Here is a 17,033-nt window from a genome sequence, read left to right as displayed (position 1 = left end):
ACCTATATCATACGTTTAAAAATGTTTTGTTTATCTATAAATGTGTGTTTTAAGGCGCCAAGTATATGTAAGATTATAAAGAGTACCATAAAATATGCAAGCATCGAATGTAGCTCGTTAGCCGTGTTAGCTAGGTCTTTGTTTTGATTAATCAACAAAGGGATATGAAAAAAATATTTGATCTGTTTGCCAGAAGCAGAAGACATGACATAGCCAGATAGTGGCATTAGCACCATCAAAGAATATAAACCAAAGTGTACTGTTTTACTTGCATTGATTACAAACCGAGAAAAATTTGCTGGAAGTGGTGGAACATAAGTAAAGACGCGAAAAAATATGCGTACTATGATTAATCCAAGAATAGTGATACCGCAAGCCTTATGAATAGCGTATATGTTGAACTTAATTTCATTGCTAAGTGGCAGGCTTTTCATATAAAGTCCAGAACAAAGCATACCGATAATAAAAACAGCCATCAACCAATGGATAACTCTTAAACCTAGGCTATATTTATCGTCTTCCATTTTGATTACCCTAAAGTAGCATTTATATAATAGAAAAACTATTTTTCAATCAAAATCATTAAAGCAATTTAGATTTACCGACAATGTAGCTATACAAATTCGACCCAGCCGGAAGTCAAGGGCACCTAAATCAAGAAACGGATTAAACGAAAAACTTACTTGACAAACTCCGCCAGCCTCCTTATCATGAAACTGAAGCTATTTATTTATCTTCTCTGTACAGATTAAATGACAAAAAAACTCAACGTATCTGGCGTCTCATGTTTAATTTTTTGCACTATGTGTACTCTATGTCTTTATCAAATTTCTAGGTTTTTACCTATACAAGCTGAAATACGCTTATAAAGCATTTAAAACATCAAAAAACGCCAACTTAAAAAATGGATAGTGAATAATTAGCTACCCTAGGGTTTCTTTTGCCTTTTTTTCTGTTTAGTAAATTTCTTAAACATTTATGACTAAAGGTTAGTTGCATTAAAAAGCAGCTAAATCGCGGTTATTAAGCGTTTAGAATAAAAAAACGCCATACTTGAAAGTATAATGTAAGTAATTAGCCAACCACGGGGCTTCTTTTGCCTTTTTTTCTGTTTAGTAAATTTCTTAAATATTTATGGCTAAACGACAATCGTCATCCCTGTAAAGGTCAAGTATCCCGCTACGTGTTAGCGGCTAAGAGATACCCGGCGGTATGACGGTTCGTGATGGCATGACGATAAGGTTCCAGTGTCAAGCGTTTGGCATGCAAATTTCCTTAAACGTTCGTAAGCTTAAAACTTTACTTTAGATCAAACTGCTGTATAGTGACTTTATAGCTTCAATTTTGTAATGAATATACCTAGTATAGAAAATTGTGATCTTCACAATAAAACCGTCTTACTCAGAGTTGACTTCAATGTTCCTATAAAAGATGGAGAAATTCGTGACGTCACTCGTATTTTGAGAGCATTGCCTACTATTCAGTATTTAGTGAATGCGAGTGCAAAGATTATTATTATATCACATTTTGGACGCCCAAAGGCCAGAGACAATAATCTGTCGCTAAAAAATGTAATTGACACTTTATCGCAGTTACTAAATAAAAAAGTGAAATTCATTGACGATTGCTTTGGTGAAAAAGTACAAAGAGCAGTAAGTGTTATGGATGCAGGAGATATAATATTACTAGAGAATCTAAGATTTTATAAAGAGGAAGAGCAAAGTGACTCAAATTTTGCCAAACAACTAGCATCTCTAGCGGATATATATGTAAATGATGCATTTTCTTGCTCTCACAGAGCTCACGCTTCTATTTCACGCATTACAGAATTTTTACCCTCTTATGCAGGGTTTTGCTTGCAAGATGAGCTAAAGTATCTTGAAAAAGCTGTATCGTTTAAAGCTAAACCTATTACTGCGATAGTTGGGGGAGCTAAAATATCAACTAAAATAAAAGTGCTTATGAAGCTAACAGAAAAGGTTAATTACCTAGTTCTAGGTGGTGCAATAGCCAATAATTTTTTGTCATTTAGCAAAGTAAATATAGGGAAATCTTTCTTTCAAAATGGTGTTGACGACCTTCTGCATAATATTCTTGAAACAGCAAATAAAAACAATTGCAAAATAGTTGTGCCAGAAGACGTTCTGGTTGCAGTAAACTCTGATTACAGCACTAGTATTTCAAGAAGAACTGAGTCCATTTTGGACGGTGATATAATTTTGGATATCGGACCACAAACTTTGAGTACAATAAGCAGTATAATAGCAAGCAGTAAGACTCTGCTGTGGAATGGACCTATTGGTGTTTTTGAACATTCAGCTTTTGCAAGCGGTACAATAGGGGTAATGAAAATCGTAAGTGACTTAACGCACAAAGGAAAGTTAACCAGCATAATAGGGGGAGGCGATAGTCTATCTGCAATAAGCGCTGCAGGCCTTGCCGATAAGGATTTTACATATGTTTCCACTGGTGGAGGAGCATTTTTAGATTGGTTAAGTGGCGATGAAATGCCGGGAGTTGCTGCTCTGCAAAAACGATTAGATTAAAACTTTTTTAAATTATTTCTTATAGGCTAGCTTTTTTGTGAACGTGATTATGTCGAAGACAGTTAAACTAATTTTGTGTTTAATAATACCAATAATAGGATTTATTTTTTATATTAAGGATCATTATTTTCACACCGGCTATGTAGAAGAAAATGTTGAAGTCAATTTTGAACCATTTTTCAGTTCACAACCAGCCACCGTTTCAGAATTAACTGACTTCGATAGAGGAGTGTTGAAAGTTTGTGGAGATTGGGGAGCACATCCAGATAAAGAAGATTTCAAAATTTTACTTAGTTGTCCGCAGCATCAAGAAGTAGTGAAAGGAATATATAAGTGATTACGCCAGATGCGGATTTGGAGTTACTTAAAGATGAACTGGCTAACATTTGGTTTACAAATAGTGGAAGTGAAAAAGAAACTATAGGGTTTGGACATATTTTTTGTGGTGAGCCAAACGATAAATTAGGTGGTATGCATTTTGTAGGTAGATATGTTGAAGCTCAAGAGGATAAATGGGCAGTTGGAATCCTGTGCAATGAATCAGATATTAAGCCGCCGGTTTATACATTTGGAATGAAATATTTGGGTAAGGATGGGGAAGTGAAAGTTAAATGCCCAAATGGATACGCATATAACCTTCATGCCGATAATTTCTGCAACTAAGGCGTTTAAGGAATTAGGAAAAGATGGAATGTGTCTATATGAAATGGAAGATGACAATTATCAATCAGTGTTTGTAAGAAAGAATGATGCTATACTCACGTTCTATCCTGACTTAACACCAAAATGTGATGATAAGAGTACTTATTGTAGTTGCGGTAAATCTTAATTTCAAAACCAATAGGGTGAACAAATGATAAAAATGCTATAGGGTGTAGCAAATCTAAATGAGTTAAAATTTTGATTAAAGGGTTTTGTGAATAATAATGAAGAAGGGCATTATTCGTCTAATAAAAGCAATTCAATACTCTTGTGAAGGAATAAAATCAGCTTTTATATCAGAAATTGCGTTCAGACAGGAGTTACTGCTTTTTATAGTATGTGTCTCAGTTTTGTTTGTTTTGGATGTAAGTAATCTAGAACGTGCAGTAATGATAAGCAGCCTATTCCTGGTGTTAATTGTGGAAATTGTTAACACTGCTTTTGAAACGACAATTGAGCGTATTTCCAGTGAACAACACATACTTTCAAAAAAGGTGAAAGATCTAGGTAGTGCAGCAGTTTTTCTTTCATTAATTAACTTCCTGATAACATGGATGATAATATTGACAGGTTAATACGAATGTTATTAAGATATGTTGTCAAACTCACCAATTAAAGTTTTTATATCTTGCGGTAAATCAGAGACAAATTCCATGTATCCCTTACTTTTGGGGTGATATAAGCCCAGTGTATAAGCATGTAGTGCTTGTCTATTGAAATTACGAATAAAACTAGAGTTTTTAGCATATTTTGTGCTTTTACTACTATTTTTCCCATAAACTTGATCACCAACTATAGAATGTCCTATGTGGCTCATGTGGACTCGAATTTGGTGCGTTCTACCTGTTTCTAAAGTGCATTTAACGAGGCTTGCTTGTCCTATAACTTTCTCTACTGAGTAATGAGTGATTGCTAATTTGCCCGTTGTTTTTGTTACACACATCATTTCTTTATTACCGCGTTTGGGAGCAATGTTAGTTTCTATAGTTCCCTGCTGGGAAGATAATGCTCCCCAAACTACTGCTAAATATTCTCGCTTTATTTTACGATTCGATAACAATTCAGACAAAAAACTATGGGCTGCTTCATTTTTTGCAATTACCATTAGCCCACTAGTATCTTTATCGAGTCTATGAACAATTCCTGGTCTTACATCAAGGTGAGCGATAACTGCGTTCAAAAGCGTATCATTGTTTGTCCCAGCACCTGGGTGCACTGTTAATCCACTTTGTTTACTCAGAACTATAATGTCCTCATCTTCATAGACGATATCAAGTTTTATGTCATAATTAGGCTCAATTGATGTGGATATGTCAGGTTGAACGAGATGCACCACATACTCTTCATCTGGTTTTACTATGTAGTCATTATTAATTATCGGTGTGCCAAGTAATTTCACCTGCTCATTTTGTATCAATCTTTGCGCTTTGCTGCGTGATATGTTGCATTTTTCAGCTATATAGGTGTCTAACCTTAATTTCTCTTTATCATTATTAACACTTAAGGTTACTTCTAAGTGGTCTATAACAACTACCCCGCGCGAGCTACTGCAAATGCTGCTTGAATATTTTGATCTACAAAATCAACTTTTGTACTAGGAAGATCACCTTGTTTTTTAATATGGCAAATTGTTTGAGAGCCATCTTTCCAGTGAATTATTATTTTATTATCAAAATTTCGTAATGTTGCCTCAACCTTTTTTTCTTTATTATCTTTTTCTTCCAGCTTAATAGATTCTAATAAATAATATAGAAAGTCACTTGGTTTGCCGTTGATTTTTTCTTTCCATTCATCTGTTTTTTCTTGTTCAGATTTTTTTTGCTCTAACTTTTCCTTCTTTTGCTGCAGCTTATTTTGTTCTGCTTCCAGCTCTAACTTTCTAACTGTGTCACGTAGTTCTTTGACTTTATTTTCTAACACTAATAATTTATTAGTATTATTTCCATTGTTAGCTTCTAAATCAGGCGTACTTGGTTGAGCTTGCTTCTTTTTTATTTCTTCTAATTCATTCCTTACTACGTTTAATTGCTTCTTCAATTCCGTTTTTTCCTTTTCTGTATCCTCTTTTAACTTTTTTAGCATGCTAAGGAACTCGTTATTATTAGACTGCGTAGTTGATTGAAGCCAGCCTACAAAGCGGCTTGGTTCAAATCGTTCAATTTTATCTTCAGCAATTTTAATAGCATTCTCTAACCTAGAAAAAGTACCTTCAATATCTAGTGAATGTGCTTTTTTTGTCAATTCTTTAGTGTTGTTTAAAACTTCTGAAATTTCTGCATGTAGCCAATCTAAATCTTTTTTGATGTCTTCTCTGATTTTTTTTAGGTGATCAAGCGTTTCTTTAATGTTAATATTTGCAGGCTTTAAAAGACTATTATCAAGTAAATCGCAAGCTTTTTTAAGGTTACTGTCAAATGAGTTGCAAAGCGGACTAAGTAGTTTTTTCATTAGAGATATTAGTTCATTTTCCCTTTTACCAAGCTTATTTTCTACTACTGATACAACCATGCCCTTTCCAGACCAGTATGGAAATAGAAGACCTAAAGAACTGTGTTTTCTAATAGTATGATTTTCATGATCCACGCTATTACTTATTAGATTGCTAAGTGTTGATATGATGCATAAAAGAATAGCGACTAATAAAGCTATTAATATTATTGGAGCATTAATGGATTGTGATATTGCTGAAACTACTATAATAGTACCAAATACATATGATCCAGTAAACAAGAGAATCCTATTTCTATTTTCTGCTTCTATATCTTCTAGTATTTCTCTCTGCGTCTTAGAAATTGGTAAAACTATTGAAAGCTTTTCCCCCTTTTTATCTAAATTTGTTACAATTTCAATTTTTTTAGCTTCTTGAGCAATCTGGCTGTACTGTTCATCAACTTGATAGTTTCCTATTTTTTTATCTATTTCATTCTCTTTTATTTTTTGTGTATTTATAAAGTTTATAACAGCAGTAAATAAGAGAACTATAAGAGGAATAAAGGCAAGAGGTGCTGGCGTGAACGCAAACCCAGCAATACTTACTGTAACAGGCTGAATAGAAAAGGCAGTAAATGCTATAAGAGTAGCAATGGTACTTGCTATCGATATAGTACCAGAATACTTTCTTATAGAGCTCAAAATTCTACTGGGCTGGTCAGAAAGTTTTCTAAATCCTAAAAAATCAAAATAGTCTTTGAAAGGATCTTGAGTGTCTGTAACCATAACATTTTTCTAGTTTAAACTTATTTAGGTATACATTAACCAAACCTTAAAATCAAGTTTCTTAATTTTTCAACATGTGCCAAGGCCTATTGGAGCGCACTGTATTAATCTTTACGTAACGATTTGTTAACCAAACAGAATGTGTGCCATACGTTTCTAGATCAGCATGTTTAATAATTTTAGCGTTGCAAGCTGAATAGTCAAACTCACTTAATTGAATTGTTAAATCAACTTTATCACAATTTTCTGAAATATCTTCTTTTTTATAAGCTAGCAGCACTAATTTATTATTTCCTTTATTATATATACAATCATAATCTTCACACTGTAGCCTTCTATTTGAATTGTTATATTTAGTATGATTCAAAATTTGGTTCTGCCCATTTTGTTTCGCCCATGTTTTGACAACAAAGTTCCTATTTTTTCTGGTGAGAGAATATAGTAAGTTATCACTTTCTTTTACAGCAACATTATCAGCACTGATTAGGATGTCGGGGGTTTTATATGCGGTGCTAAAGCAAATACCCAGCACAATAAAGAAAATTCCGAAGAAGCGCCAATTTCTTTCCCACAAGCACAGCCACAATAACCCAAATGTTATTATAATAATTGATGAGGCAGGAAAAGTACGAATGGGAATAACCAAATACTGAAGACTAGCGATAGCGTTTGTTATATACAAAATGCTGTCAATTGGGCGCTCTATAAATGGCGCTATAATCCATTCAATACCGAAAGGAATCAACAAAACATAGATTATTCCAAGTGGAATAATAATTAATGTAACTATTGGTATAGCAACTAAATTTGTGATAATGCCACTAATTGAAAAATAATTAAAATTATATATCGTATACGGAACAGTTGCTAAACTTGCTATTACTGAGCTGATCATTATCGACACAAAATATTTCATTATTTTTATTTTGAATAATTTATTAGCATTAATTTGATAACTGGCAACCAGTGCCAAAACAGCAGAAAATGACATCTGAAAGCCTGGCTTTAAAATTGCTTCAGGTTCTATGATAAGTATCACTGCAGCAGCAAACGCAATTGCTATTAACCCTCGATATTTTCTCTCTATCATTATTGCAACGAGTACTAAAATCACCATAATGTAGGCACGCTGAGCAGAAATTTGCATACCGGTAATCAATAAATAAAACGTGGTTGGCAAGATAGTAAGGAATGCAGATATTTTCTTGGTGTTATACTTAAGAGTCAAAGTTTCAGATATTGCGAATAAATTACGAAACACTACAAAAAACAGACCAGCAACGAATGATAAATGCAAACCAGATATGGCAAACAAATGTGCTATACCTGAATCTCGTATCGCGTCCATAGTTTTTTGATCTATGCCATCTTTTTTACCGATCAGTAATGCAGAGATTATATCCGCATGTGGTTTCTTGATATTTTGCTGCAGGTTTTCATAAATGTATTGACGGAAAGATTCTATATATTCTTGAAATTTCCTTGCTTCAGCCTTTTTGTGCAGGGCTATTTTGCTTGTTGCAAAGCCTGTTGCACTTATTTTCTGGTAATATGCTATTCTTGCAAAATCGTATGCATACTCCGAGGGCGCAATCTTTAGAGGGAAGAGTTTTGCTGATAATTTTACTTGATCGCCTATTTTAATGCCTTTTTCCACTTTGGTTCTAACTGATATTCTGATGTTATCTAGAGCTCTATCCGGTGTCATTCCAGCGCGTGACGCTGGAATCCATATCTTTTTTTTCTGGATCCCAGTATCAAGTACTGGGATGACAAAAGGGGGCGCTGGGATGACAGGAGAGGATTTTGAGATAGTAGGGGATTTTTCAACAGAAAGCAGAAATTGTTTATATGAGCCCCTGTCGTTAATATCCTTCACTGTGGCAACGATATCTTTTACATATCTCTCTTTATCAAGAATTTGAGTATCAACTAAAGCTGTTCTTAATTTACTAGCTGTAAATCCTATGAGCACTGCAATTAAAGCAATGCATAATATTGCGTACTTTCTGTATAATATTGCAATCAAAATTAGTGTGGGTAAAAGCAAAAGAAAAATAGATATGCAGCTTGGTTCAAAACTTAGGGAAAAATATGTTAAAATTCCTGCACACTGAAGAACAGGAAACCACAGTATCAAGTTATATTGTTCATTGCGCAGATTGTTACGTATATAACTAACTATTATGTCAAGAAAAGTTAATAAGTGTGTCGATATTTGCATGTGGTGAAATTTTATTTTTCTTTTTTCATTATTTGTATATATAATAACTAAATAAGCAACGACGCGGGATGGAGCAGCTCGGTAGCTCGTCAGGCTCATAACCTGAAGGTCGTAGGTTCAAATCCTACTCCCGCAACCATTTTTAAGGATATAGTTGTTCCACTTTCCAATCGCTTCCCTCAACAAGAGTGTATCTAAATCTAATATGCTTCCTATATTCACCTTCTTGCCAAAATTCAATTACTTTTGGGATTACGCAAAATCCCACCCAAAAATCAGGACGAGAAACTTGTGTATTGTGAAATTCTTTTTCCTTCAATTTTATAGCTTGCTCAAAATCTTGCCAATCTTTCAGAATGCTCGATTGTTTTGAGCACCATGCGCTAATTTGACTACCCAGCGCTCGAGAAGAGAAGTATTTGTCAGTTCTTTCATCGTTTAGAAGTTTAACCTCTCCTTCAATTCGCACTTGCCTAGCAAATTCTATCCAATGAAACACTAACGCAGCTTTGGGGTTCTCAGTCAATTCTTTCCCTTTTTTACTGTTTACGTTAGTGAAAAACACAAAACCTTCTTTGCTATATTCCTTTAGTAATACCACTCTTGCAGATGGAATACAGTCTTTGCTACAAGTTGCTAGCGTCATTGCAGTTGGTTGTTCACACGGAGAATTAAGTACTGCTTTGTACCACTTTGAAAACAAATCAAATGGATCTTTTTCAAGTGAAAATATCATATCAAAAAATAAAATCTTAATTCTGGCACGCGTTGCAAAAATAAGTGCTACGGCCATTTTGTCGTATAAGTGTTATGATATTATTGCAAATCTTGCAAGGTTTTTGAACTTTACCATATACGTAAAAGTTATTTTGAAAGTATCCAGCAGATCCAGATGGCTGTGCATAATCTTTCAGTGTTGAACCGCCTGCAGCAATTGCATCACTCAGAGTATTTTTTATTTCAGCAGCAAGTTTTTCGCACTCTCTATAGGTCAAGTTTTTTGCTGACCTGAGTGGTGATATACAGGCTCTAAACAAGCTCTCAGAAGCATATATGTTGCCTACGCCAACTATTGATTTATTGTCCATTAACGCTGATTTGATATTCACTTTTTTGTTTTTCAGCAACTCCTGTAAATAGTCTCCACTGAATTCATCCGTGAGGGGCTCTATTCCAAAATCGCTAAAAAAATCCGTTTCTTGTTCTTTATTTAAAACGATAACTAATCCAAATCTTCTTGGGTCATTAAAAATTATTGAAGTATTGTCAGAAAATAAAAATACCACGTGATCATGCTTATTCCGCATTTGATCGTGGTCAGCATATATAAGCTTTCCGCTCATGCCAAGATGTATGATTACAGCCACACTACCATCTGTATTCCAGATGGTATACTTACCTCTACGCTTGATGTTGCGTATGACTTTGCCCTTTAGCATATCATCAATATTTTTTGTTATTGGGGCACGTAAATTCCAATTATTCACTATAACATTACTGATTTGCTTGTTTTTAATTTTATCAAGCAAAAAATTAGAGATTACTTCCACTTCCGGTAGTTCTGGCATGATACCTCCTTCAAAACTTAAGTTTCTGATGGTAATTTTGTCGTTCTCAAATACATTCGAGTATTCTGCGGTGCTTTCTCCTAAAAATTCCTCACCACAAACGAGTTTTGAAAGGGTTCTCTGTCTACTCTGTTGCTGCTTTTTTCTTTTCAAAATATTTTGCTTTAAAGCTTTCGCTAATCTTTTTTTCTCCTCTTCTTTTTCCTTATTCTTTTTTGTGTTATTCATTATCATAATATATAAACTTGCCGTTGTAGCTCAGGTGGTAGAGTACGTCATTGGTAATGACGAGGTCCCAAGTTCGAGTCTTGGTAACGGCACACTGATTATACTTATAATATTGCATAACTTGTAAGCAAGGCTTAGAAGAAAGTTACAGAGGTAAGTTGTCATGCTTTTTCCATATCCTTTCTACCTTCTTGTTTTTGAGTAGCTCTAATGCTTTACAAAAGTGATACCTTGTTTTACTTGGCACTATAATGTCATCAATGTATCCATATGATGCAGCAAAAAATGGGTTAGCAAATTTTTCTTTATATTCTTTAATTAACGTTTGCTGATCTTTTTCGTGTCGAAATATAATCTCAACTGCACTTTCAGGGCCCATCACAGCTATTTCAGCAGTTGGCCAGGCATAATTTATATCACCTTTTAGATGTTTCGAATTCATAACAATGTATGCACCACCATACGCTTTTCTAGTGATAAGGCTAATTTTCGGCACGGTCGCTTCAGCGTAAGCGTAAAGCAGTTTCGCTCCGTGTTGTATTATATTATTGTATTCTTGATTTGTACCCGGCAAAAATCCTGGAACATCAATAAGTGTGATGATCGGAATGTTAAATGCGTCACAAAACCTTACAAACCTCGCAGCTTTTCTTGAAGAATCAATATCCAAACATCCTGCAAGGTGCATAGGTTGATTTGCAACAATACCGACAGTATTTCCTCCAATTCTACCAAAACCAGTTATGATATTACGAGCAAAATCAGGTTTCAGTTCAAAGAAATTCCTTTCATCACAAACTTTTTCAATGAGTTCATACATATCATAAGGAGTATTAGGATTGGTAGGAATTAGAGTGTTTAAGGATTCATCAATGTCGTCAACATCATTACAGATTGGTGCAGATTTTGGTGATTCTTGATTATTTGCTGGTAAGAAAGTAAAGAATTCACGCATTTTTAGCAGCATTTCAACATCATTATTGAATGCAAAATCCGCTACTCCTGTTTTGCTTGTATGAATTTTTGCTCCACCGAGGTCTTCGAAACTTACATCTTCGTAGGTAACCTTTTTTACTACATCTGGCCCGGTTATAAACATATATGAACTGTTTTTCACCATGAAAGTAAAGTCAGTTAATGCTGGGGAATAAACTGCACCTCCTGCACATGGGCCCATAATTAAAGAAATTTGTGGTATAACACCCGATGCATTTACGTTTCTTTGAAAAATTTCTCCATAACCAGCAAGAGAATTTACTCCTTCCTGAATTCTGGCTCCACCAGAATCATTTAGTCCGATAATTGGAACTCTGGCATTAATTGCCATATCCATAATTTTGCATATTTTTTTTGCATGTGACGCACCAAGTGAACCACCAAAGACAGTAAAATCCTGAGAATAAACAAAAACTTTTCTGCCATAAATAGTACCATGACCAATCACTACCCCATCACCTAAAAAATTAGCATTTTGCATGCCAAAATCATTTGCATGATGTTTTACGAATTTATCGTATTCTGCAAAAGAACTTTCATCGAGCAATATACTGAGCCTTTCTCTAGCAGTTAATTTCCCTTTTTCATGTTGTTTGGTAATCCTGTCAGAACCGCCTCCTTTTTCAGCTTCTAGTGCTTTGGTTTTTAGATTTTCTAGTATTTTAAAGTCTTGCATACAATAAAGTAGTTTTCAAATTAGTTGTAGACTTTATTAAGTTTACAAACCCTACTAACTATACACATACACTATTGCTATATGCAACAATGTATGTATGATAATTGTTAATGCTCTGGTGATTCATGGTCACTACTTTGAAAATGTTGCGATGTGTCAACACTTTTCATATTAGAAAGAGGTGGACTAACTGCACTGCTTTTTGTTTGTGCAAAACTTTTAGCAGCTTCAACAACCTTGCTTATACGAGGTTCTTTTTCTAGCTCTTTTAGGTACTTTGAGAAGATTTCACAACTTTTGTCATCCATATGTACCATTATTTTACCAAAACTTTCAGCTTTTTCAGAAGATAAAATCATTTCGATCTTTTCATCGCCTACCCTAAAGGTCATTTTTACTTTGCCTTGCATATCATGATATTGCCAGCTTTTTATTCAGATTAGATTATCTCCTTCTCCTATTCGCAATGCACCATATTCTAAGTCCTTAAATTCCGGGGAGTTCATAAATTTTGCAGGAGTGATCACACTTTTTTCTGGACACTGTACATAATAAAATTTATTATCTCTTTCTACTACAATTCCTTTTTTTTTGTCATTTTCAATACTATCACTTACAATTTGTTTTAGACGTGACAAATATTCGCCGCGTTCTTTCAGTATATCTTCTGGCAATAATCTCCGAACTTCTTGGCTCACATCAGTGCCTGTTGAAACTAGATTAAACATTTCTAACATAAGAGGCCGTAGTTTTTCTTTTCCAGTCTCAGTAACATTTTTATCTTGCTCCATGAGGTGGTATAAGATCAGTATCGAATAATCTATTATTGATGACTTTTTTCTCCTTGGAATACATCAACACTAAACATGACCTTGTGCTTTTTTGCATCGTCTATAGATTTTTGAAGTCTCTTTGCTATGTTTTCGATAGCTTCATCATTAGGTAAGTGTTCAGGCAATGGCGTCAACTTAAGGAAAAATATCAGCGATAGTGTATAAAATTTCTCTCCAAATTTTTTATCATTAAATTATCCAAAGAGTGCAAGGGACAGCACTTTTGTTTCTGTTTTATTTCAACAAAGAAGTCTAAAATGTGTCCTTTTTAGGTGAAATATGCAAAAAGGAAAAAACCTTATTCTACAAATTAAAAATATAATATACTCGAAAACTTTTCAGAAAATCCATTGTGTTGAGTTTTACACGAACAAGAAAACTTCCTTTTTCGACAGTATTTTCTATGATTTTAAAGTTAGTTAAAAAAAGTTTGGGAATAGAATGTGAACTTATGGAGCCATTGACATGTACCCTCAAAGCAAGCTTTTTCTAAAGCAAGGTATAAGATTTGCCATACAGGCTTTCAAGAATCTAAGCATCCAAACAGCCTATCAGGATGAACCTGAGTTGGAGAGGCTATAGACTTATTGCAGCAGATGGTTCTGGTATGAGATTACCCAGCTCTGGGGAAATTGTATCCGAGTTTGAACCAAATGGAACAACAGGCACCATTGGCAATTTGTTTGTTGATTTGTGTACTTCATTGATTTGCAGTGCTCGTCTTGCAGCTTGGAATATAGGTGAACAAACGTTGGCGGCAGAGCAATTACCCGAAGTTATCACTCAAATGCGTTTATTAAATCAAGAGAAATTATTATTTATCTATGATCGTCTTCAGTAAAATTCATTCAGCAGCATTATAATTTGGAAGTAGATTTTATTTTTCGCTTGCAAAAAAGAAATTATAGTAAGCTATGGGAACGCTGGCGAATTAGATTTTGATTTTATATTAGAAAATGAAAAGCTAAAAAATAAAATGAAAGGACAGAAAGTAAGAGTTATAGTGCTGACATTAGCCAACTGAGAAACAGAGTTTTTGACCGAGACTTTGGAGCAAAGCTTATGTGTTAAGGTGGCACATAGAGGAGTGCTATAAACGACTCAAAGTAGGAGCAGAGTTAGAGAATTTTTCTGGAGAGGCTGTATTACAAGAATTTTGGGCAAACTTGGTCATGTGCAATATATTATCGCTTCATATATGTGATGCACAAGGGCCTTGGAACCCAGATCAAATTACTGAGTATCGTTTAAATTTTTCAGTTTTATTTAGTGTAATGAGACAGAAACTCTATCAGGTACTTATTGCGCCAAAAAACTTTCAAGCCCTTTTTAAGTATACGCGCTAAAGTTAAAATCCGACCGGGACAGCCGCAATAAAGTAGATAAGCCTAAACGCCATCATGTCTTTAGGAGAGTTTGCTAATGAAAGTTCTTAAGTTGACGCCATTGGCTGAACGGATACGGAATGACACCATCCTTTTTTCTGGATTCCAGACTGGAATGACACCTCTGGACACTTCCGTCGTAAAGGAACCAGTGTCAGCTACTCGGATGACACCTTTTTTCTACTTAGTTTGGGTTATGCAAGAAGTCTAATGAAGTGAAAATAAATTTATTTACCAAAATAGAGTTGCCTTGGTCTACAGATCTTAGTTTCTTTATCATTTATCATTTCATACCACTGAGTAACCCAACCAGTGGTTCTTGCAAGTGCAAAAATAGGTGTGAACATATTTGAGGGAATATCGATAGCATTCATTATTATACCTGAGTAAAAATCAACATTTGGATATAACTTACGCACAATAAAATATTCATCCTTTAAAGCTATTTCTTCAAGTTTTTTTGCAATTTTAAGCAGTTCATTATTTTGTTCTAGTTTACTTAGAACCTCATGGCAAGCGCCTTTCAATATACGCGCGCGCGGATCATAATTTTTATAAACACGATGTCCAAATCCCATCAATTTAAATGGATCTTTATCATCTTTAGCTTTTTCGATGAATTTATCTATATCTCCACTTTGCTCTATCTCTTTTAGCATATTTATAACTGCCTCATTAGCTCCACCATGTGCTGGTCCCCAAAGTGTAGCAACTCCTGCAGAGAGGCTTGCAAACAGATTAGAACCAGCCGATCCCACCAATCTGACAGCCGCCGTAGAAGCATTCTGTTCATGATCAGCATGGAGAGTAAATATTTTATCCAGAGCTTTTGCAAAAAGGGCGCTTTTATCATTATCAACAGCATCGCCAAATATCATCTTTAAGAAATTTTCACTGTAACTTAATTCATTGTTAGCATTTATGAATTCCTGATTGTTGATATGCCTATAAATCATTGCAACAATTGCAGGAACTTGCGCTATTGCAGAAATTCCAAAGTCTAGATCTTCACCATTGACATTGTTGCCATGCTTTTCATGGTAAGATGCTGACAAACTTGCAAAACATGCAATTAAAATCGACATAGGGTGAGCAGTCTTTGGAAATGCTTTGATTACATTTGTAACTTGCTCTGATACTTTGGATAATTTTTGTATTTTGAGAAGAAATTTTTTGTGTTGCTCTGAACTGGGTAATTCACCATAGAGCAATAAATAAATCACAGCAGTAAAATTATTATTCTCTGCCAAATCAGCTATATTATGTCCCCTATATTTAAGAACTCCTTCATCTCCATCAATGAATGTAATTGTAGAAGAGCATGAAGCTGTAGAAACAAACCCTGGATCGTAAGTGAATAATCCTGTCATCTTATATAAATCCTTGATATTTAACACATCAGGACCTGTTGTTCCGCTTAATACAGGTAGCTCGATTTTTAATCCATTACTTAGTTCTAATAGCACTTTTTTATCCATCACTTAAGCTACTTAAATTTTATACAGAATATACAAACTGAGGAGTATATATTAATACAGTTAACTTTACATTAACCGTATTAAGCGGTCATCAATGCTTTTACTTTTGCATTTAAGCGACTTATTTTACGCGCAGCAGTATTCCTATGAATAACACCTTTATTCACACACTTGTGTAAATTAGATTCAGCATTCCGAAATGCCAGAACAACATTTTCTTTGTCGCCAGACTTGATTATATCAACCAATTTTCTAATAGAGGTGCGAGTTTTACTTTTCCGCATCTTATTTATTAAAGTGCGCTTTGCTATTACCTTTATCATTTTTTTAGCACTCTTATGATTTGCCATATATTAATACCTAAAATACTGTACTTTTCTTTTAATTATAAAGTTTTTTTGTTAATTTGCAATATCAGTTTTTCCTATGGTTAATCTACTGCTTCTCTCTTCAATAATTTTTTCTAAACTTTGCAAGAATTCATTTTTGTTTAACCCAGGATATATTGGGGGCAATATTTCTATTACTGCCTTTCCGGGATTCTTTCTCAGAGAAAGTATGCTTTTTGGCCAAAACAAACCAGTGTTTAAAGCAACCGGTAACACAGGAACAGATAATACGCTATATAAAGCAGCAATACCTGGTTGATATTTTATATTTTGGTTTATAGTTGTTCTTGTACCTTCAGGAAATATTATTATGCTTCTATTTTCTTTTATACGCATTTTTGCTAGTTTGATTATATGGCGTATAGAACTGATACCATCTGAACGGTTAATAAAAATCATTTTCAGCGCTATAAGATGCAAACCAATGAATGGAATCCATTTCAATTCACGTTTTAAAATAAAAACCGCTTTTCTAAATAGTAGTATAAAAATAAATGTTTCAAATGGAGATTGGTGTTTAGATGCAATGATAAAAGGTTGCTTAGGGATGTTTTCCATTCCCCTCACTTCATATTTAATGCCACATAATAAACGCAGCATGAATAATACAACTCTCACCGAACAGACGAGGAAAATGGTTATTACACACTCAGAAAAGAAAATTACAGGGAGAGTAATGAAAGTATAGAATACCTCCCATAATATAAGAAAGAAATTAAACAATAAACTTGAAATCACAAACTCACATAAATTTATTTAAATTTAACTTTATTACAAATTAAAAACAATAAA

18 protein-coding genes, 2 tRNA genes and 1 pseudogene are annotated in these 17,033 nt (G+C 34.3%); 8 read left to right on the top strand and 13 right to left on the bottom strand.

Annotation, left to right across the window (positions count from 1 at the left end; genetic code table 11):
- Positions 1-2 precede the first annotated feature (2 nt).
- A complete protein-coding gene (locus ACICQD_RS00420; RefSeq protein WP_264329819.1) occupies positions 3-524 on the bottom strand; it encodes a cytochrome b in 522 nt (173 codons plus the stop codon).
- A gap of 825 nt (positions 525-1,349) precedes the next feature.
- On the opposite strand from ACICQD_RS00420, the gene ACICQD_RS00415 reads away from it, so the two are divergent.
- The 5 genes from ACICQD_RS00415 to ACICQD_RS00395 all read left to right on the top strand — a co-directional run bounded on the left by ACICQD_RS00415 (position 1,350) and on the right by ACICQD_RS00395 (position 3,823).
- Positions 1,350-2,546 (top strand): phosphoglycerate kinase, encoded by a 1,197-nt coding sequence (locus tag ACICQD_RS00415; protein WP_010963073.1) that lies wholly within the window; start codon positions 1,350-1,352, stop codon positions 2,544-2,546.
- Positions 2,547-2,595: 49 nt separating this feature from the next.
- Complete coding sequence (locus ACICQD_RS00410) at positions 2,596-2,883, top strand: hypothetical protein (RefSeq protein WP_012673373.1); 288 nt, start codon at positions 2,596-2,598, stop codon at positions 2,881-2,883.
- Complete coding sequence (locus ACICQD_RS00405) at positions 2,880-3,209, top strand: EndoU domain-containing protein (protein ID WP_010082007.1); 330 nt, start codon at positions 2,880-2,882, stop codon at positions 3,207-3,209. The genes ACICQD_RS00410 and ACICQD_RS00405 overlap by 4 nt, the downstream gene beginning before the upstream one ends.
- Complete coding sequence (locus ACICQD_RS00400; protein WP_010082006.1) at positions 3,187-3,375, top strand: hypothetical protein; 189 nt, start codon at positions 3,187-3,189, stop codon at positions 3,373-3,375. Before ACICQD_RS00405 ends, ACICQD_RS00400 begins: the two co-directional genes overlap by 23 nt.
- Before the next feature lie 97 nt (positions 3,376-3,472).
- Positions 3,473-3,823: a diacylglycerol kinase gene (locus ACICQD_RS00395; RefSeq protein WP_375603952.1), complete on the top strand. Its 351-nt coding sequence runs from the start codon at positions 3,473-3,475 to the stop codon at positions 3,821-3,823.
- A gap of 11 nt (positions 3,824-3,834) precedes the next feature.
- Here ACICQD_RS00395 and ACICQD_RS00390 read toward each other — a convergent pair whose 3' ends face one another.
- From ACICQD_RS00390 to ACICQD_RS00380, 3 genes are all read right to left on the bottom strand, one after another.
- Positions 3,835-4,773 (bottom strand): RluA family pseudouridine synthase, encoded by a 939-nt coding sequence (locus tag ACICQD_RS00390; RefSeq protein ID WP_395461808.1) that lies wholly within the window; start codon positions 4,771-4,773, stop codon positions 3,835-3,837.
- Between the two features lie 5 nt (positions 4,774-4,778).
- Entirely contained in the window at positions 4,779-6,464 is a 1,686-nt protein-coding gene (locus tag ACICQD_RS00385) for a hypothetical protein (RefSeq protein ID WP_395461453.1), read from the bottom strand.
- 61 nt (positions 6,465-6,525) lie between these two features.
- Positions 6,526-8,688 carry a ComEC/Rec2 family competence protein gene (locus tag ACICQD_RS00380; RefSeq protein WP_395461452.1) on the bottom strand — a complete coding sequence of 721 codons (2,163 nt, stop codon included), beginning with the start codon at positions 8,686-8,688 and terminating at the stop codon, positions 6,526-6,528.
- Between the two features lie 62 nt (positions 8,689-8,750).
- On the opposite strand from ACICQD_RS00380, the gene ACICQD_RS00375 reads away from it, so the two are divergent.
- A tRNA-Met gene (locus ACICQD_RS00375) sits at positions 8,751-8,827 on the top strand.
- A 3-nt stretch (positions 8,828-8,830) separates the two neighbouring features.
- Here ACICQD_RS00375 and pdxH read toward each other — a convergent pair.
- Together pdxH and mutM are read right to left on the bottom strand one after the other, a co-directional pair.
- Positions 8,831-9,424: a pyridoxamine 5'-phosphate oxidase gene (gene pdxH / locus ACICQD_RS00370; protein WP_022626142.1), complete on the bottom strand. Its 594-nt coding sequence runs from the start codon at positions 9,422-9,424 to the stop codon at positions 8,831-8,833.
- A 16-nt stretch (positions 9,425-9,440) separates the two neighbouring features.
- On the bottom strand, positions 9,441-10,256 hold the full coding sequence (gene mutM / locus ACICQD_RS00365; RefSeq protein WP_015589411.1) for a bifunctional DNA-formamidopyrimidine glycosylase/DNA-(apurinic or apyrimidinic site) lyase: 816 nt from the start codon (positions 10,254-10,256) through the stop codon (positions 9,441-9,443).
- A gap of 247 nt (positions 10,257-10,503) precedes the next feature.
- Here mutM and ACICQD_RS00360 point away from each other — a divergent pair.
- Positions 10,504-10,576, top strand: a tRNA-Thr gene (locus ACICQD_RS00360).
- A 53-nt stretch (positions 10,577-10,629) separates the two neighbouring features.
- Here the strand turns inward: ACICQD_RS00360 and ACICQD_RS00355 are convergent.
- The 4 genes from ACICQD_RS00355 to ACICQD_RS00340 form a co-directional block, all read right to left on the bottom strand.
- Positions 10,630-12,156, bottom strand: a complete 1,527-nt coding sequence (locus tag ACICQD_RS00355) for an acyl-CoA carboxylase subunit beta (protein WP_015589410.1) — start codon at positions 12,154-12,156, stop codon at positions 10,630-10,632.
- Positions 12,157-12,263: 107 nt separating this feature from the next.
- Complete coding sequence (locus tag ACICQD_RS00350) at positions 12,264-12,566, bottom strand: hypothetical protein (RefSeq protein WP_231115838.1); 303 nt, start codon at positions 12,564-12,566, stop codon at positions 12,264-12,266.
- A gap of 24 nt (positions 12,567-12,590) precedes the next feature.
- A complete protein-coding gene (locus ACICQD_RS00345) occupies positions 12,591-12,947 on the bottom strand; it encodes a hypothetical protein (protein ID WP_223823154.1) in 357 nt (118 codons plus the stop codon).
- 32 nt (positions 12,948-12,979) lie between these two features.
- Positions 12,980-13,114 (bottom strand): hypothetical protein, encoded by a 135-nt coding sequence (locus ACICQD_RS00340; RefSeq protein ID WP_255324782.1) that lies wholly within the window; start codon positions 13,112-13,114, stop codon positions 12,980-12,982.
- A 154-nt stretch (positions 13,115-13,268) separates the two neighbouring features.
- Between ACICQD_RS00340 and ACICQD_RS00335 the strand changes: the two are divergent.
- Positions 13,269-14,412: pseudogene (locus ACICQD_RS00335) on the top strand (transposase).
- 189 nt (positions 14,413-14,601) lie between these two features.
- Here the strand turns inward: ACICQD_RS00335 and ACICQD_RS00330 are convergent.
- From ACICQD_RS00330 to ACICQD_RS00320, 3 genes are all read right to left on the bottom strand, one after another.
- A complete protein-coding gene (locus ACICQD_RS00330; protein WP_341811627.1) occupies positions 14,602-15,852 on the bottom strand; it encodes a citrate synthase in 1,251 nt (416 codons plus the stop codon).
- A gap of 80 nt (positions 15,853-15,932) precedes the next feature.
- The gene (gene rpsT, locus ACICQD_RS00325; protein ID WP_012673338.1) at positions 15,933-16,202 is read right to left on the bottom strand and encodes a 30S ribosomal protein S20; all 270 of its coding nucleotides are present in this window, start codon (positions 16,200-16,202) and stop codon (positions 15,933-15,935) included.
- A 51-nt stretch (positions 16,203-16,253) separates the two neighbouring features.
- Complete coding sequence (locus ACICQD_RS00320; RefSeq protein ID WP_010963063.1) at positions 16,254-16,979, bottom strand: lysophospholipid acyltransferase family protein; 726 nt, start codon at positions 16,977-16,979, stop codon at positions 16,254-16,256.
- Positions 16,980-17,033: the final 54 nt, after the last annotated feature.

This window comes from Wolbachia endosymbiont (group A) of Therophilus tumidulus, assembly GCF_964277345.1.
Lineage (GTDB): Bacteria > Pseudomonadota > Alphaproteobacteria > Rickettsiales > Anaplasmataceae > Wolbachia > Wolbachia pipientis.
Note: the sequence above shows the minus strand (reverse complement) of the source record. Positions and strands in the feature narration are given on the sequence as shown.

Bases quoted from the DNA above. Each gene is read 5' to 3' on its own strand.
- ACICQD_RS00420 (WP_264329819.1), bottom strand. From the start codon at position 524: ATGGAAGACGATAAATATAGCCTAGGTTTAAGAGTTATCCATTGGTTG.
- pdxH (WP_022626142.1), bottom strand. From the start codon at position 9,424: ATGATATTTTCACTTGAAAAAGATCCATTTGATTTGTTTTCAAAGTGG.
- ACICQD_RS00410 (WP_012673373.1), top strand. From the start codon at position 2,596: ATGTCGAAGACAGTTAAACTAATTTTGTGTTTAATAATACCAATAATA.
- ACICQD_RS00380 (WP_395461452.1), bottom strand. From the start codon at position 8,688: ATGCAAATATCGACACACTTATTAACTTTTCTTGACATAATAGTTAGT.
- ACICQD_RS00350 (WP_231115838.1), bottom strand. From the start codon at position 12,566: ATGCAAGGCAAAGTAAAAATGACCTTTAGGGTAGGCGATGAAAAGATC.
- ACICQD_RS00355 (WP_015589410.1), bottom strand. From the start codon at position 12,156: ATGCAAGACTTTAAAATACTAGAAAATCTAAAAACCAAAGCACTAGAA.
- ACICQD_RS00395 (WP_375603952.1), top strand. From the start codon at position 3,473: ATGAAGAAGGGCATTATTCGTCTAATAAAAGCAATTCAATACTCTTGT.
- ACICQD_RS00415 (WP_010963073.1), top strand. From the start codon at position 1,350: ATGAATATACCTAGTATAGAAAATTGTGATCTTCACAATAAAACCGTC.
- ACICQD_RS00400 (WP_010082006.1), top strand. From the start codon at position 3,187: ATGCCGATAATTTCTGCAACTAAGGCGTTTAAGGAATTAGGAAAAGAT.
- ACICQD_RS00330 (WP_341811627.1), bottom strand. From the start codon at position 15,852: ATGGATAAAAAAGTGCTATTAGAACTAAGTAATGGATTAAAAATCGAG.
- mutM (WP_015589411.1), bottom strand. From the start codon at position 10,256: ATGCCAGAACTACCGGAAGTGGAAGTAATCTCTAATTTTTTGCTTGAT.
- ACICQD_RS00385 (WP_395461453.1), bottom strand. From the start codon at position 6,464: ATGGTTACAGACACTCAAGATCCTTTCAAAGACTATTTTGATTTTTTA.
- ACICQD_RS00345 (WP_223823154.1), bottom strand. From the start codon at position 12,947: ATGGAGCAAGATAAAAATGTTACTGAGACTGGAAAAGAAAAACTACGG.
- rpsT (WP_012673338.1), bottom strand. From the start codon at position 16,202: ATGGCAAATCATAAGAGTGCTAAAAAAATGATAAAGGTAATAGCAAAG.